The sequence below is a fragment of the Streptomyces sp. NPDC054932 genome, assembly GCF_053610205.1.
The window spans coordinates 1-12,787 of sequence record NZ_JBSGXU010000219.1 but is presented as its reverse complement, the minus strand read 5'-3'; the positions used below and the strand labels follow the sequence as shown (position 1 = coordinate 12,787).

Genomic DNA, 12,787 nt, shown 5'->3' with positions numbered 1-12,787 from the left:
ACCTCATCGCCACCTGGACCGGCACCTGCCCCACCTGCCGACAACCCACCCCATGGCAGCCCTACGACACCACCTAACAAAGCACTACTAGGGGGCGTCTTGCGGATCAGGCCGGGCTCGCGGTGTCCTCCCTGATCCGGCCCGATCGACAAGACCCCCATGACCGCCGGACCGTTCCGCCCATGCCCCGGGCCTCGGGGACCGGGGACCTGCCGTCCCGGTCCCCGAGCCCCCGCCGACCGTCCTGCCCCACCGTGCGTTTCGCAGGCATGACGCCGCACCGTTCGGGCTGCCCGCCGCGTGCGCGGTACGAGGCGTCCTCCGAATGCGAGATCATGCAGTGCCGGGATGTCGGCCGGATGCGGGGGAGACGCGGGTGTTGGCCAAGCCGAAGGTCGAGGGAATCGCCGTCGCCGAACTGGTCGCAGCGGCCGCGGACGACCAGAGCGGCGCCCTGTGGCGGCTGCGCGGCGCCGACAGACAGCTCGATGCCAATCTGGTGCGCCTCCTGCCGGGCGCCGAGGTCGCCCTGCACACGGAGGCCGAGGTCGACGTACTGCTGGTCGTCGTCGCGGGCGGTGGCTCCCTCACCATGGACGGTGGCGAGCTGGAGGTGGGGCCCGGATCGCTCGCCCTTCTGCCGAGGGGCGCCCCGCGGGGGCTCCTGGCCGGCCCGGACGGGCTGGCCTTCCTCACCGCGCACCGCAGGCGTGCCGGGATGCGCATCGGGGTGCTCCCGAGGTCAGGCGCCCTCGTGGAGTGCGCCATGCACATGGTCTGCGGGCAGTGCGGTCGGCACGCGATCGAGGCCGACGCACGGTACTGCAGCCGGTGCGGCGACCGGCTGGCGCGCCCGGAGACGACCGGCTGAGCAGGAGGGCGTCGGGCAGGCGGAGCCGGCCGGATTCGAACCGGCGTCCTCGCGATTTTGGAGACCACGCGCGTCGACCTCTGCGCTACGACCCCGCCCGGTCCGCATCGTACGAGGCCCCGGAGCGTCCTCGTACGCCGGGGTGTCGGGCCGGAGCAGCGGTGCCGGCAGGTCGGTCGGCAGTCCCTGTGCCTCGGTGGTGCCGAGGATGTTGCGCAGCCCCACCGCGTTGATCTCCAGGTTCGACGTGGTGGTGGAGTTCCTACGGTCGATCTCCTCCGCGAAGCCCGGCAGCGCATCGGCGGCCGCCGTCGGCCACCGCACCGGCGGACGGGTCGGCTCGGCCGCCCCGATCACCTCCGCTCCGGCGAGTGCCACCGCCTGGAAGAACCCGGCGAACACGGCCGAGAAGGTGCCGGCCCTCGCCGAACTGCGGGGCGAGCTGGCGCAGCCCGTGCCCTGCACGCCGAAGGACTCGTGGTCGCGCGGGCGCTCGGAGACGTACGCGCCGTGGCCCTCGCGCTGGAGGGCCCGGCGGGCACGGCGGCGCCCATGAGGTCCGGTTTGTCATGCTATCTTCTGGCGGTGGATCAGCCGCTTCGAGGAGAGGATCCGCCGGGTCGGCGACAGCGACGGCCGCTCGGTACGTGGCCGGCCGTGGGCGTCACGGTGGCCGTCCTCGTCGCCGCCAATCTGGCCGTGCACCGGTGGAGCGGTCTGTGGGGCCTGGTGACGGCCGTCGTGGTCAGCGGCCTGCTGCTCGGCGTCCTCTTCCGGGCCGGCGGTACCCTCGCGGACGCCGGTCTGGCCCCCGGCACGCTGGCCCGCGGTGCGCGTTGGGCGCTGGCCCTGATCGGAATCGTCGGCGTCGTCTACCTGGCCGGGGCCCTGCTGCCGGCCACCAGGGAGCTGTTCGAGGACCGGCGGTACAGCGGGATGGACGGCGGCGAAGTGACGCTGCGCATCCTCGTGCTGGTCCCGTTCGGCACGGTGCTGGTGGAGGAGATCGCCTTCCGCGGCGTGCTCTACGGTCTTGTGGACCGCGCCCGCGGGGCGCTCTGGGCGACCGCGGTGTCGAGCCTGCTCTTCGGCCTGTGGCACGTGCTGCCGTCGCTCCAGCTGGCGACCGAGAAACCGGCCCTGACCACGGTCTTCGGCCGATCCGGGCTCGGGGCCGCCCTGGCGGTCCTGGGAGCCGTGCTGTTCACGGCCGCGGCGGGCGTCCTGTTCTGCGAACTGCGCCGCCGCAGCGGCAGTCTGCTGGCCCCCATGGGCCTGCACTGGGCGGTCAACGCGCTCGGCCACCTCGCCGGTTTCCTGCTGCGCTGACGGCGCGGCGGTGCGGGTCCGGCCAGGGCTCAGCCCTGCGGCGAGACGATGTCCTTCAGCCGGTCCAGGTCCTGCGCGGTGAACCCGTCGGGCCGCATGACGTCGTTCCAGGAGTCCACGTACGCGGCCTTGTACGTGTGCCCGTGGCCGTCCGGTACGCCGGTCGAGAACGGCAGGTCGGCGGTCACCTGCCAGAAGGTCACGAACGGAATCCAGACCATGGCTTCGAGCACGTCCGAGCCGGGCCGCTCCCCGATCCAGTCGGGCTCGGTGAGGGCCAGATTCGGGCTCCACCAGACGATCGGATCCGACGGGTGCATCAGGTAGACCACCCGGGTGCCGTCCCACGGCCGGTCCGCCGGAGGCGTCCCGGTGGCCGGGTCGTCGGTGAACCGGACGGTGCGGCCCTCCCGGTAGACGGGCTCGATCTCCGGGCTGCCCGCATCGCGGTGGTCGCTGAACTCGCGGAACAGTGCGTTGAAATTGGGCGGGCCGGCGAACACGGTGCCGGCGGTCCGGTTGCGCAGGTCGTACTCCCCGCTGAAGGCCGTCTCCCCGCCGAACGACCCCAGGCTCTCACCGGCCACGAACAGCCGCGGGCGCTGGTCCTGGGGCAGCTTGGACCACTTGTCGTACACGGCGTCGAAGAGGTCGCGGCCGGCCTCGCGCGCCTTGGACTGGTCGACCAGGTACGACAACCACGACGGCAGGTACGAGTACTGGATCGCCACGCTGGCCGAGTCGCCGTTGCCGAGGTACTCGAACGAGTCCACCGCGGCGGGGTCGACCCAGCCGCTGCCCGTGGTGGTCATCACGAGCAGGTTCTCGCGGGCGAAGCCGCCCGCCCGTTCGAGGTCCGCGACGGCCCGGGCCGCCCGGGTCTCCGTGTTGTCGGAGGTCTCCAGCCCGGCGTAGGCCCGGATGGGCTCCTGCGCCGTGCGGTGGGTGAACGCGCCGATCTCCTTCGCCGACGGTCCTCCGTCGGCGAACGCACGGCCCTCCCTGCCCAGTGAGTCCCACGGCACCAGCGAGCCCGGCCCGCCCGAGCGCAGCGCCGACGTGGGCTGGTGCACGCCTTCCGGCGTTTCCGTGTCACGCAGCGAGAAGGCCTCGTTCGCCGCGTTCACGAAACCGCTCAGCAGCAGCCCGGAGAACACGGCCCACGCCAGGCCCGCCACCAGGAGCCAGCCGACCACCCGCGCCGCCCGCTCGCCGATCCAGCGCCCGAGCAGATCGGCGGCCCGGCGGTACACGGCCCTGAGTCCCCGCCCGGCCAGCAGCAGGAGCAGGAAGACGACAGCGGCGACGAACGGGCAGGCGACGGTGGCGAGGACGTTGTACTCGGTGACTCCCATGAGCCCGCGGATCTCGTGCTGCCAGTACTGTCCGAGGCCGAACGAGACGCCGAACAGCACGACCGCGCCGACCAGCAGGACGATCCAGGACCTGCGCGAGGGGCTGCGCGCCTCCCGGTCGGCGAAGGCCCGCCACACGAAGGCCGCGACGACGCCCAGCCCGTAGCCGATGGCCGCGCTGATGCCGCAGATCAGGCCCTGGAGAACGCCCCCGCGGGGGAGCAGTGACGGGGTGAAGGACAGGCATGCCAGGAGGAGCGCGCCCCAGCAGCCCGGCAGCGTCAGGTGGGGCAGCAGTCGGTGTTTGCGCGGTGCCGGCTCTTTCGGCGGAGGTACCGGCTGGTGATCGGTCATGGCTCCCTCCGAGCACATGGTCCCAAGGCGCGGTCGGACGCGCCAGCGGAAGGGGGAGGCCACGGCGGCGAGGGGGCTCCGGGGGAGCGGTGACGGTCACCGCTCGTCGGGGGGAGTCCACTTCGCCCCGGTGCGCAGGCGGAAGGCGGCGACCGCGGCCTCCACGGTGGGGAAGAAATGATCGGGGTCGATGGTGCGGGTGAGTTCGTACCGCTCGATCTTGTGCCGCACGGGGTCCTTGAGCTCGGCGAACACGAGGTGCACGCCTTCCGCGTTGAGCGCTTCGTCGAGCTCTTCCAGGACGTCGGCCGCGGTGGTGTCGACATCGGTCATGGGCTCCGCCGCGACCACGATCCAGCTCGGCCGCGGATCCGCCCCGGCCAGCCGCCTGACCTCGTCACGGAAGGTCTTGGCGTTGGCGAAGATGAGCGGCGCGTCGAACCGGTAGATGACCAGGCCCGGCAGCAGGTCGGCGTGCGGGTAGGAGCGGATGTCGTGGTAGCCCTCCAGGCCCGGCACCCGGCCCAGCACCGTGTCGTACGGCCACCAGGCGCGCCGGAAGACGTTGAGGACGGACAGTGCCACGGCGATGGCGATCCCGGGCAGTACGCCGAGCAGGGCCACACCGGCGAAGGCCGCGAAGCACAGCAGGAACTCGGCCCGGCGCTGCTGCCAGAGCCGGACGGCCCCCGGGATGTCCGCGAGGGACAGGGACGCGGTGATGACCACGGCGGCCAGGGCCGGCTGGGGGAGGTTGCGGAACAGACCCGGAGCCAGCACGAGCATGAGGACGATGAGGGCCGCTCCGACGACCCCGGTGAGCTGGCTCCTGGCCCCCGCGCGCTCCGCCACCGCCGTCCGGGATCCGCTGCTGCTGACGGGGAAGCCCTGGAAGAGCGCGGCCGCCAGGTTGGCGGCGCCGACGCCCGCCATCTCCTGGTTGCCGTGGACCTCCTGCCCCGTGCGGGCGGCGAAGGCGGACGCGTTGGAGATCGTGTCGGCCAGGGACACCAGGGCGATGCCCAGCGCACCGGCGAGCAGCGGCGCCAGGTCGGCGGCGCGCACGTCGGGGATCGTGAACGGCGGGAAGCCCTCGGGCAGTACACCGACCAGGCCGACCCCGTGCTCGCCGAGGTCGAAGGCGGTGGCCGCGGCGATCGCCAGGACCACCATCACGAGCACCGCGGGGATCTTCGGCAGGAACCGCTGCAGGACCAGGATCAGAGCGATCCCGCCGAGGCCGACGGCGGCGGACGCCGGTACCGCCGCCCCGTCGGCGAGCCCCCGCACGAGGCCGGCGCACTCGCCGATCAGGTTGTCCGCCTCGACCTTGAAGCCGAGCAGCTTGGGCAGCTGACCGATCAGAATGGTCAGGGCCAGGCCGTTCATGTAGCCGATCATCGTCGGTTTGGAGATCAGGTCGGCGATGAAGCCGAGCTTCGCCACCGAGGCCAGGATCATGATGGCCGCCACCATGACGGCGAGCATCGACGCCAGGGCGACGGCCCGGTCGGGATCCCCGTCCGCCGCCACCAGGGGCAGCACGGTCGCGGCGATCATCGGCCCCAGCGAGGAGTCGGGACCCAGCACCAGGATCCGGGACGGCCCGCACACCGCGTACCCGAGCAGGCAAAGGACCGTCGTGTACAGGCCGGTGATGGCCGGCAGGCCCGCCAGCTCGGCGTACGCCATGCCCTGGGGCACCAGCAGCGTGGTCAGGACGACTCCCGCGACCAGGTCCTTGGCCAGCCACTCGCGCCGGTAGGTCGAGACCGCACGGACACCGGGAACCGCCCGGAAGCGGGAGAGCACCCCGTGGACCTGGTGGCCGTCGCTCCGGGTGGTCACGTACGGGCCTTCCTCAGGAGGCCCTCGAGCGGCGGGCGACGAGCTTGCCCAGTTCCCACAGGACCAGGAGTACGAGGGCGGCGAGCAGCGCCCAGCCGAACTGCCGCGCGTCGATCTCCGTCGTCCCGAGGACCCGCTGGAAGCCGTCCATCTGGGTCACCAGCACGGCGAGCACGAACTGGGCCAGGGCGACCCAGTTCATCTGCTTGCTGTCGAACGTGGACGGCGTCAGTACGGACTCGGTCTCGCTGCGGCATTCGAACGCGGCCACGACCAGGCACAGCGAGAAGGCCGTGAACGCGATCGACCGGCCGATCCCGATGTCGTCGAAGTGGCTCTCGCCGAGCGTGATCAGTGCGAGCAGGAGGACGGTGATCGCCAGCCCGCCCAGCCCGACCGTGACGAGCACGGGCCGCGTGAGCACCGATTCCCCGCGTGGCCGGGGCCTGCGCCGCATGAGGCCCGCGCTCTCCCGGTCGAAGCCGAGCGCGAAGCCGAACGAGGCGTTGACGACGAAGTGGATCCACAGCACCTGCGGAGGGGTGAACGGTTCACCGGCGGCGATGTTGAAGACGGTCGCCCCGAGGAACGTCAGCACGAACGTGACCAGCAGGAGCAGGACGAACCGGATGTACTTGGTGAGGTTGTCGTAGATCGTCCGGCCCTGCTCCACGGCATAGACGATGGTGGCGAAGTTGTCGTCGGAGAGGATCATGCGTCCGGCGTTCTTCGCGACGTCCGTGCCGCTGCCCATGGCGATACCGATGTCGGCGGCCTTGATGGCCGGCGCGTCGTTGACGCCGTCGCCGGTCATCGCCACGACCTCGCCCTTCTTCTTGAGCGTGTTGGCGAGCAGCACCTTGTGCTCCGGGGCGACCCGCCCCACCACACCGATCCCCTCGATGCGGGCGAGCTGCTCCTCCTCGCTCATGGCGGCGAAATCGGAGCCGAGGACCGCCTCGCCCGGGATGCCGATCTGCCGGGCGATCGCCGCCCCGGTGGTGACGTCGTCCCCGGTCACCAGACGGACCCGGATGTGCGCCGCCTGCGCGTCGGCCACCGCCGCCCTGGCCTCCTCACGCGGCGGATCGACCATGCCGACGAGACTGGTCATGCGCAGCCCGGTGACGTACGCGAGCAGGTCGCCGTCCGGATCGAAGTCGTCCGGGTCCAGGTCACGGGTGGCCGCGGCCATCACCCGGCGCCCCTCGCCGCCCATCCGCTCGCTCGCCTCCTCGGCGCGGCGCAGCAGACCGGCGTCCCACGGAACGGTTTCGCCCGCCGCGAGCGCGGTGGTGGCACGCGCCATCACCGCCGGGGCCGCGCCCTTGACGAAGCAGCGCACGACCTGCCGCCCGGAGGCGTCGGCCGCCGGGTGGAAGGTGGCCATCAGTTTGTACTCGGGGTCGAAGGGCAGGGTGGCGAGCCGGGGCAGGGCGTCCCTGGTGGCGTCGGTGTCCAGGCCGGCCTTGTGCGCGAGCACCAGCAGCGCGCCCTCGGTGGGATCGCCCACCACCTCGCCGCCCACCAGCTTGGCGTCGCTGGCCACCACGTACGGCAGGATCGCGTCCTCGATCCCCCCGGCGGACCCGGCGGCGTGGTGGACCTTCCCCTCGAGGCCGTAGCCCGTGCCCGACACGGTGTACCGGTCGGTGGGGCTCAGCACCTCGACGGCCGTCATCTGGTTCATCGTCAGGGTGCCGGTCTTGTCCGAGTTGATCGCCGAGGTGAACGCCAGTGTCTCGACCGACGGCAGTTCCTTGACGATGGCGTTGCGCTTCGCCAGGTTCAGGCTCCCGACGGACAGGATCGCCTGGGTCACGGTCGGCAGGGCCTCGGGGATCGCCGCGATGGCCAGCGAGACCGCGCTGACGAACAGGACGTCCCAGGCCTGGTCCCGCTGGCGCCCCAGGGCGAACATCACGATCATGGTGAGGCCGGCCGCGGCCGTGATCCACAGGGTCAGCCTGTCGAGCTCCTTGGTGAGCGGCGGCACCTCCTTCTCGGTGACCGACAGCATCCCGGAGATCTTGCCGAGCTCGGTGTCCGCACCGGTCGCGATGACGACCATGACGCCGCTGCCGTGGGTGACCGGGGTGTTCATGAACGCCGTGTTGGTCCGGTCACCGGGCGACAGCCGGCTGCCCGCCAGCGCGCCGGTGTCCTTGGCGGCGGGAACGCTCTCCCCGGTGAGCGCCGATTCGTCGATCTGCAGGGCACTGGCCTCGATGAGACGTCCGTCGGCCGGTACCTGGTCCCCGGCGGAGACGAGCACGACATCGCCGGTGACGAGCTGTTCGGCGGGGATCTCGGCCTCCCTGCCGTCCCTCCGTACCCGCGCCGTCGTCTTCATCATCGACTTCAGCGCGTTCATGGCACTCTCGGCCTTGCCCTCCTGGCGCAGGCCGATGACCGCGTTCAGCAGCGTCAGCACGATCAGCAGGATCGCGGTGGTCCACTCCTGGATGACCAGGGAGACGATCGCCGCCACCAGGAGGACGATCTGCATGTAGCTGCGGTACTGGGCGAGGAACCGGCGCCAGGCCGGAGTCCGCTGCTCCTCGGGCAGCGCGTTCGGGCCGTGCGCCGTCAGGAGTTCCGCGGCCCGTGCGGCGGACAGACCCGACGCGGGGTCGACACCGAACGCCGCCACGACCTCCCCGGGGGAGCGCGCGTACCACTCGTCCCCGCCGGCGCGGGGCTGCTCCGCCACGGAATCCGACCGCACCGTCATGGTTGTGCCTCCGATCCGGGGCCGCGGACGCGTCCGGGCGCTCCAGTACCGTCCGAGGGTCGCTAGCGACGCTTCTTCTCCGGCTTGTCCCGGTGCCCGCCGTCCCGGGCGGCCGACAGGTGCCGGGCGGCGTACGGATCGGCCGCGGCCCCCGCGGGGGCCTCCCGCTCCAGGCTCCGTTTCGTGACGAGGAGATCCTTCCGGGCCTCCTCGGGCACCTCGGGGTACTGCGGATCGATGTCCATCAGGGTGTGGGCGAGGACCGCCGCCGCACAGATCCGCGCGAACCACTTCCGGTCCGCCGGCACGACGTACCACGGGGCCCACTTGGTGCTCGTGGCCGACAGCATCTCGGAGAAGGCCTCCTGGTAGTCGTCCCAGCGGCGCCGCTCGCGGACGTCGGCCGCGGAGAACTTCCAGTTCTTCTCCGGCAGGTCGATCCGCTTCAGGAAGCGGGTGCGCTGCTCCTCCTTCGACAGGTTCAGGAAGATCTTCACCACCTTGAACCCGTTGTCGGTGAGGTAGTGCTCCCAGCGGTTGATCTCCCGGTAGCGCCGGTCCCAGATGCCCTCCCCGAGTCCGTGTTCCGGCAGCTTCTGCCGGAGGAGGATCTCGGGATGGACCCGCACGACGAGGACCTCCTCGTAGTGCGAGCGGTTGAAGATGGCGATCTCGCCGCGCGCGGGCAGCCGCCGGGCGTAACGCCACAGGTAGTCGTGGTCCAGTTCCTCGGTGGACGGCACCTTGAAGCTGCTGACCCGCACGCCCTGGGGATTGACCCCGCTCATCACGTGGCGGATCGTCCCGTCCTTGCCCCCGGCGTCGAGCGCCTGGAGGCAGAGCACCACGCCGTAGGTGTCCTGGGCGGCCAGCCGCTCCTGGTACTCGGCGAGCAGCGACACTCCGGTCTGCAGCAGCTCGACCCCGTCCCGCTTCTTCAGCCCGGCCTTGTAGCGGGGGTCGAAGTCCCGTTCCAGGTCCACTTCCGACCCCGGTCGCACCCGCAGCGGAGCGATGAAGTCCGCGATGCGCTCGGCCCTCTTGTCCGATGTCACCGGTCCCCACCTTCTCCGTCGGTACGGGAGGCGGCGCCGAGTGCCTTGCGGGACCGGCGTTCGGCCAGGATCGGGATGTAGGACGTGACCCTGGCCCCCTGGAACGAGTCGTACGCGGCCTGGACGGTCGCCTCGACGGTGGCCGCGTCGATCCAGGGGTAGGCCAGCCTCAACCGCGCCACGGTGGTGGCGATGGACGCTTGTTCCTCGGGGGCGGGCGGGGATCCGTCCGTTGCCGGCGCCCCCGGATCCCCGAGGACTTGGGAGGTCGCGGTTCGCTCTGCGTCCGGGAGCGTAATAGATGCCATGTCCCACGACCTTCAGACCGCCGATCCGCACGTGCCGGCATCGCGTGAGGATGCCCCTCAAGGGCATTCTCTGCCAAACCGGATGAGATCGCCCTTCAGATGCGCCCGTGCGGCGCCCGACGGGAGAGTGCGGGACGGCCTCAGCAGCCGCCCGGCTCCTTGTAGGCGGCGTCGCACTCCGCGCCGCCGCCGCGACTGACCTCCGTGCACAGGGTGGCTTCGACCTTGCCCAGGAGGCGGGCCAGTTCGGCGCGTTCGGTGGCGTCCAGGCCTTCGAGGGTCTGGCGTTCCAGCTCGCCCCAGGCCCTGCGGACCTCGACCAGGAGCCCGCAGCTGGCATCGGTCGCCTCGACCAGGGAGGCACGCCGGTCCGCGGGGTCCGGGCGGCGGCGCACATGGCCGGACTGCTCCAGGCGCTGGAGCATCTTGGTCACCGTCGAGGGGTCGAGGCCGACCGCCTTGATCAGCTCGGACTGGCGCACGGCCCCGCTGTCCCAGAGGTGCATCATCAGGAACTCCTGCCCCGGGTGCAGCCCCAGGTCCCGCAGGACCCGGCCGGCCGCGATCCGGTGGAGCCGGGAGACGCGGCTGATCGCATGACTCACCGGCCCGTCCAGCACCGCGTCCGGCGCCGCCGGGCAGTGCGGGGCGGTGCGCGGCTCCTGCACGGATTCCGCGGTCATGGGAGTGCTCCTGCTGGTCGGTAGGGAAGATCCGGGATGGATTCTACCCGTCGCCCACATTTTACCTTGGTCGGCCAAGTAATGGGGTACGCTGCATCCCGGAGCCAATCATTGGCCGACCAACTATCTTTGTGAGGCAGAAATGACCAGCGCTTTCGAACCGGTCCACATCGCGGGCACCCCGCTCTCCAACCGGATCGCCCTGGCGCCGATGACCCGCAGCCGCGCGGCCGAGGGCGGCATCGCCACCGGCCTCGTCGCCGAGTACTACACCCAGCGCGCGTCCGCCGGTCTGATCATCACCGAGGGGATCCAGCCCTCCGTCGTCGGACAGGGTTACCCCTTCACCCCCGGGCTGCACAGCGCCGAGCAGGTCGCGGCATGGCGCGAGGTCACCGACTCCGTGCACGCCGCAGGCGGCCGGATCTTCGCCCAGCTGATGCACTCCGGCCGCATCGGCCACCCGACCCTGCTGCCCGACGGCCTCGTCCCCGTGGCCCCGTCCGCGGTGGCCGCCCAGGGGCAGCTCTTCACCGGCGAGGGCATGAAGGACTTCGTGACCCCCCGGGAGCTGACCGGGGCCGAGGTGCGCCAGACCATCGCCGACTACGCGGAGGCGGCCCGCAACGCGGTGGAGGCCGGCTTCGACGGGGTGGAGCTGCACGGGGCCAACGGCTACCTGATCCACCAGTTCCTGGCCCCCGGTTCCAACCGGCGCACCGACGAGTGGGGCGGCCCGGTGGAGAACCGCATCCGCTTCGCGGTGGAGGCGGTCAAGGCGGTGGCCGCCGCGATCGGCGCCGAGCGCACAGCGCTGCGCATCTCCCCCGGGAACACGTACAACGACATCTCCGAGCCCGACCCGCAGCCCGCCTACGAGGCCCTGGTCAAGGAGATCGACGGGCTCGGCCTGGCCTACCTCCACATCCTCGAGCCCAGCCCCGAGGCGCGGGAGACCACCCTCGCCCTGCGCAAGCAGTTCTCCGGACCGCTCGTGCTGAACCCGGCGACCGAGGGCCCCACCGACCACCGCGCCCTCACGCTGATCGAGGACGGCGTCGCCGACCTCCTCGCCTTCGGGGCCCTCTTCCTGGCCAACCCCGACCTGCCCGAGCGCCTGCGCACCGAAGGTCCGTACAACACCCCCGACCCCGCCACCTTCTTCGGCGGCGACGCCCGCGGGTACACGGACTACCCGACCCGCTAGCCGGGCCGGTTCCGGGCCGGTTCCCGGGGCGCCGCCCGGGGCTCCGCGGGGCTGCAGCAGGATGACCCCGTGGACCTCATGACCCGACGCCGTGACAGCACCCCCGCCCCCGACCCCGTACGGACCCGGCTGGTCGCAGCCGGGGCCGCGGTGGTGACCGTCGCCGCCGGGCTGGGGCTGCGGGCCGTGGCCGACGGGAGCGTGGCGAAGTACGGCGGAGACGCCCTCTACACCGTCCTGCTGCTGAGCCTCTTCGTGCTGCTCGCGCCCCGGGTGACGCCCCTGCGGGCGGCCGGGGCCGCGCTGGCCGCCAGTTGGGCCGTCGAGTTCCTCCAGCTCACCGGTGTGCCGGCGGAGCTCTCCCGGCACAGCACCGTGGCCCGCCTGGTCCTCGGCTCCACCTTCAACGCGCCCGACCTGTTCTGGTACGTGGCCGGCGCGCTGGCGGGCTGGCTCGTCCACTCCGCGCTGGCCCTGCGGACCGCGACCGACGTGAAGTGACCCCCGCCCGCCGGTCGCATTCGATCAACAGGGCAGAATCGTCGGACAGTTCTGCACCCCTGCCGCCGCTCGCCCCGGCCGGCGGGCCCACCACGGAGGTCAGACGTGCCCCACGACGACGAGCCCGTCTTCAAGCGGAGCAAGTGGGGGACCAACCGGTACTACTACAACCCCAACAACCCGATCGGGCTGGCCCTCATCGTCATCACCCTGGTCTTCGCCGACACGATGATGATCCTCATGGCCAACCGGGCCGGGCCGTTCGCACCGGAACCCGCGCCCAGCACCTGGAATCCGCCCGCGCCGCTGCCGACCGTCACCCGCACGGCGCCCTGATCCGAGGTCGCAGCGCCGCCCGCCCGTCAGCCGCGCCGGAGGGCGTTGAGCCGGGCGGCCTGACGCGTCAGGTGATCGCGCTCGGCGAGGTTGGGTGCCTTCCGCGCGGCCTCGGCGTACAGCCGGGCCGCCGTCGCCAGGTCGCCGTCGCGCTCGTGGAGGTACGCCGCCACCGCGGTGCGGCGGGGCAGCGCGTCGTCCAGCGT

The 12,787-nt window shown here is 71.9% G+C and carries 11 protein-coding genes, 1 tRNA gene and 2 pseudogenes; 5 read left to right on the top strand and 9 right to left on the bottom strand.

All coding sequences use genetic code 11. The features are described 5' to 3' along the window. Positions 1-376 precede the first annotated feature (376 nt). Positions 377-871 carry a hypothetical protein gene (locus ACWGE1_RS35765; RefSeq protein ID WP_453424632.1) on the top strand — a complete coding sequence of 165 codons (495 nt, stop codon included), beginning with the start codon at positions 377-379 and terminating at the stop codon, positions 869-871. 20 nt (positions 872-891) lie between these two features. Here the strand turns inward: ACWGE1_RS35765 and ACWGE1_RS35760 are convergent. Together ACWGE1_RS35760 and ACWGE1_RS35755 are read right to left on the bottom strand one after the other, a co-directional pair. After that, positions 892-966, bottom strand: a tRNA-Trp gene (locus tag ACWGE1_RS35760). 127 nt (positions 967-1,093) lie between these two features. After that, a pseudogene (locus ACWGE1_RS35755) lies at positions 1,094-1,228 on the bottom strand (hypothetical protein); the annotation flags it as partial. 300 nt (positions 1,229-1,528) lie between these two features. On the opposite strand from ACWGE1_RS35755, the gene ACWGE1_RS35750 reads away from it, so the two are divergent. Next, complete coding sequence (locus ACWGE1_RS35750) at positions 1,529-2,200, top strand: CPBP family intramembrane glutamic endopeptidase (protein ID WP_453424631.1); 672 nt, start codon at positions 1,529-1,531, stop codon at positions 2,198-2,200. A gap of 29 nt (positions 2,201-2,229) precedes the next feature. Here the strand turns inward: ACWGE1_RS35750 and ACWGE1_RS35745 are convergent, their stop codons facing one another. The 6 genes from ACWGE1_RS35745 to ACWGE1_RS35720 all read right to left on the bottom strand — a co-directional run bounded on the left by ACWGE1_RS35745 (position 2,230) and on the right by ACWGE1_RS35720 (position 10,537). Beyond that, positions 2,230-3,909, bottom strand: coding sequence for an alpha/beta hydrolase (locus ACWGE1_RS35745; RefSeq protein WP_453424630.1), 1,680 nt, complete (start codon positions 3,907-3,909; stop codon positions 2,230-2,232). A gap of 96 nt (positions 3,910-4,005) precedes the next feature. Continuing rightward, positions 4,006-5,757: a SulP family inorganic anion transporter gene (locus tag ACWGE1_RS35740; RefSeq protein WP_453424629.1), complete on the bottom strand. Its 1,752-nt coding sequence runs from the start codon at positions 5,755-5,757 to the stop codon at positions 4,006-4,008. A 13-nt stretch (positions 5,758-5,770) separates the two neighbouring features. Continuing rightward, positions 5,771-8,491 carry a cation-translocating P-type ATPase gene (locus ACWGE1_RS35735; protein WP_453424628.1) on the bottom strand — a complete coding sequence of 907 codons (2,721 nt, stop codon included), beginning with the start codon at positions 8,489-8,491 and terminating at the stop codon, positions 5,771-5,773. Between the two features lie 62 nt (positions 8,492-8,553). Beyond that, on the bottom strand, positions 8,554-9,546 hold the full coding sequence (locus ACWGE1_RS35730; RefSeq protein ID WP_453424627.1) for a polyphosphate kinase 2 family protein: 993 nt from the start codon (positions 9,544-9,546) through the stop codon (positions 8,554-8,556). Beyond that, the gene (locus tag ACWGE1_RS35725; RefSeq protein ID WP_453424626.1) at positions 9,543-9,854 is read right to left on the bottom strand and encodes a three-helix bundle dimerization domain-containing protein; all 312 of its coding nucleotides are present in this window, start codon (positions 9,852-9,854) and stop codon (positions 9,543-9,545) included. The genes ACWGE1_RS35730 and ACWGE1_RS35725 overlap by 4 nt, the downstream gene beginning before the upstream one ends. Before the next feature lie 140 nt (positions 9,855-9,994). Further along, positions 9,995-10,537 (bottom strand): MarR family winged helix-turn-helix transcriptional regulator, encoded by a 543-nt coding sequence (locus ACWGE1_RS35720; protein ID WP_453424625.1) that lies wholly within the window; start codon positions 10,535-10,537, stop codon positions 9,995-9,997. A 142-nt stretch (positions 10,538-10,679) separates the two neighbouring features. Here ACWGE1_RS35720 and ACWGE1_RS35715 point away from each other — a divergent pair, with 142 nt between their 5' ends. The 3 genes from ACWGE1_RS35715 to ACWGE1_RS35705 all read left to right on the top strand — a co-directional run bounded on the left by ACWGE1_RS35715 (position 10,680) and on the right by ACWGE1_RS35705 (position 12,581). Continuing rightward, entirely contained in the window at positions 10,680-11,744 is a 1,065-nt protein-coding gene (locus tag ACWGE1_RS35715; protein WP_453424624.1) for an alkene reductase, read from the top strand. 78 nt (positions 11,745-11,822) lie between these two features. After that, a complete protein-coding gene (locus tag ACWGE1_RS35710; RefSeq protein WP_453424633.1) occupies positions 11,823-12,245 on the top strand; it encodes a ribosomal maturation YjgA family protein in 423 nt (140 codons plus the stop codon). Between the two features lie 105 nt (positions 12,246-12,350). Beyond that, positions 12,351-12,581: a hypothetical protein gene (locus ACWGE1_RS35705; protein ID WP_453424623.1), complete on the top strand. Its 231-nt coding sequence runs from the start codon at positions 12,351-12,353 to the stop codon at positions 12,579-12,581. 26 nt (positions 12,582-12,607) lie between these two features. On the opposite strand, the pseudogene ACWGE1_RS35700 reads toward ACWGE1_RS35705, so the two are convergent. Continuing rightward, positions 12,608-12,787, bottom strand: a pseudogene (locus ACWGE1_RS35700) (RNA polymerase subunit sigma-24); the annotation flags it as partial.

Bases quoted from the DNA above. Each gene is read 5' to 3' on its own strand.
- ACWGE1_RS35710 (WP_453424633.1), top strand. From the start codon at position 11,823: ATGACCCGACGCCGTGACAGCACCCCCGCCCCCGACCCCGTACGGACC.
- ACWGE1_RS35715 (WP_453424624.1), top strand. From the start codon at position 10,680: ATGACCAGCGCTTTCGAACCGGTCCACATCGCGGGCACCCCGCTCTCC.
- ACWGE1_RS35725 (WP_453424626.1), bottom strand. From the start codon at position 9,854: ATGGCATCTATTACGCTCCCGGACGCAGAGCGAACCGCGACCTCCCAA.
- ACWGE1_RS35745 (WP_453424630.1), bottom strand. From the start codon at position 3,909: ATGACCGATCACCAGCCGGTACCTCCGCCGAAAGAGCCGGCACCGCGC.
- ACWGE1_RS35720 (WP_453424625.1), bottom strand. From the start codon at position 10,537: ATGACCGCGGAATCCGTGCAGGAGCCGCGCACCGCCCCGCACTGCCCG.
- ACWGE1_RS35735 (WP_453424628.1), bottom strand. From the start codon at position 8,491: ATGACGGTGCGGTCGGATTCCGTGGCGGAGCAGCCCCGCGCCGGCGGG.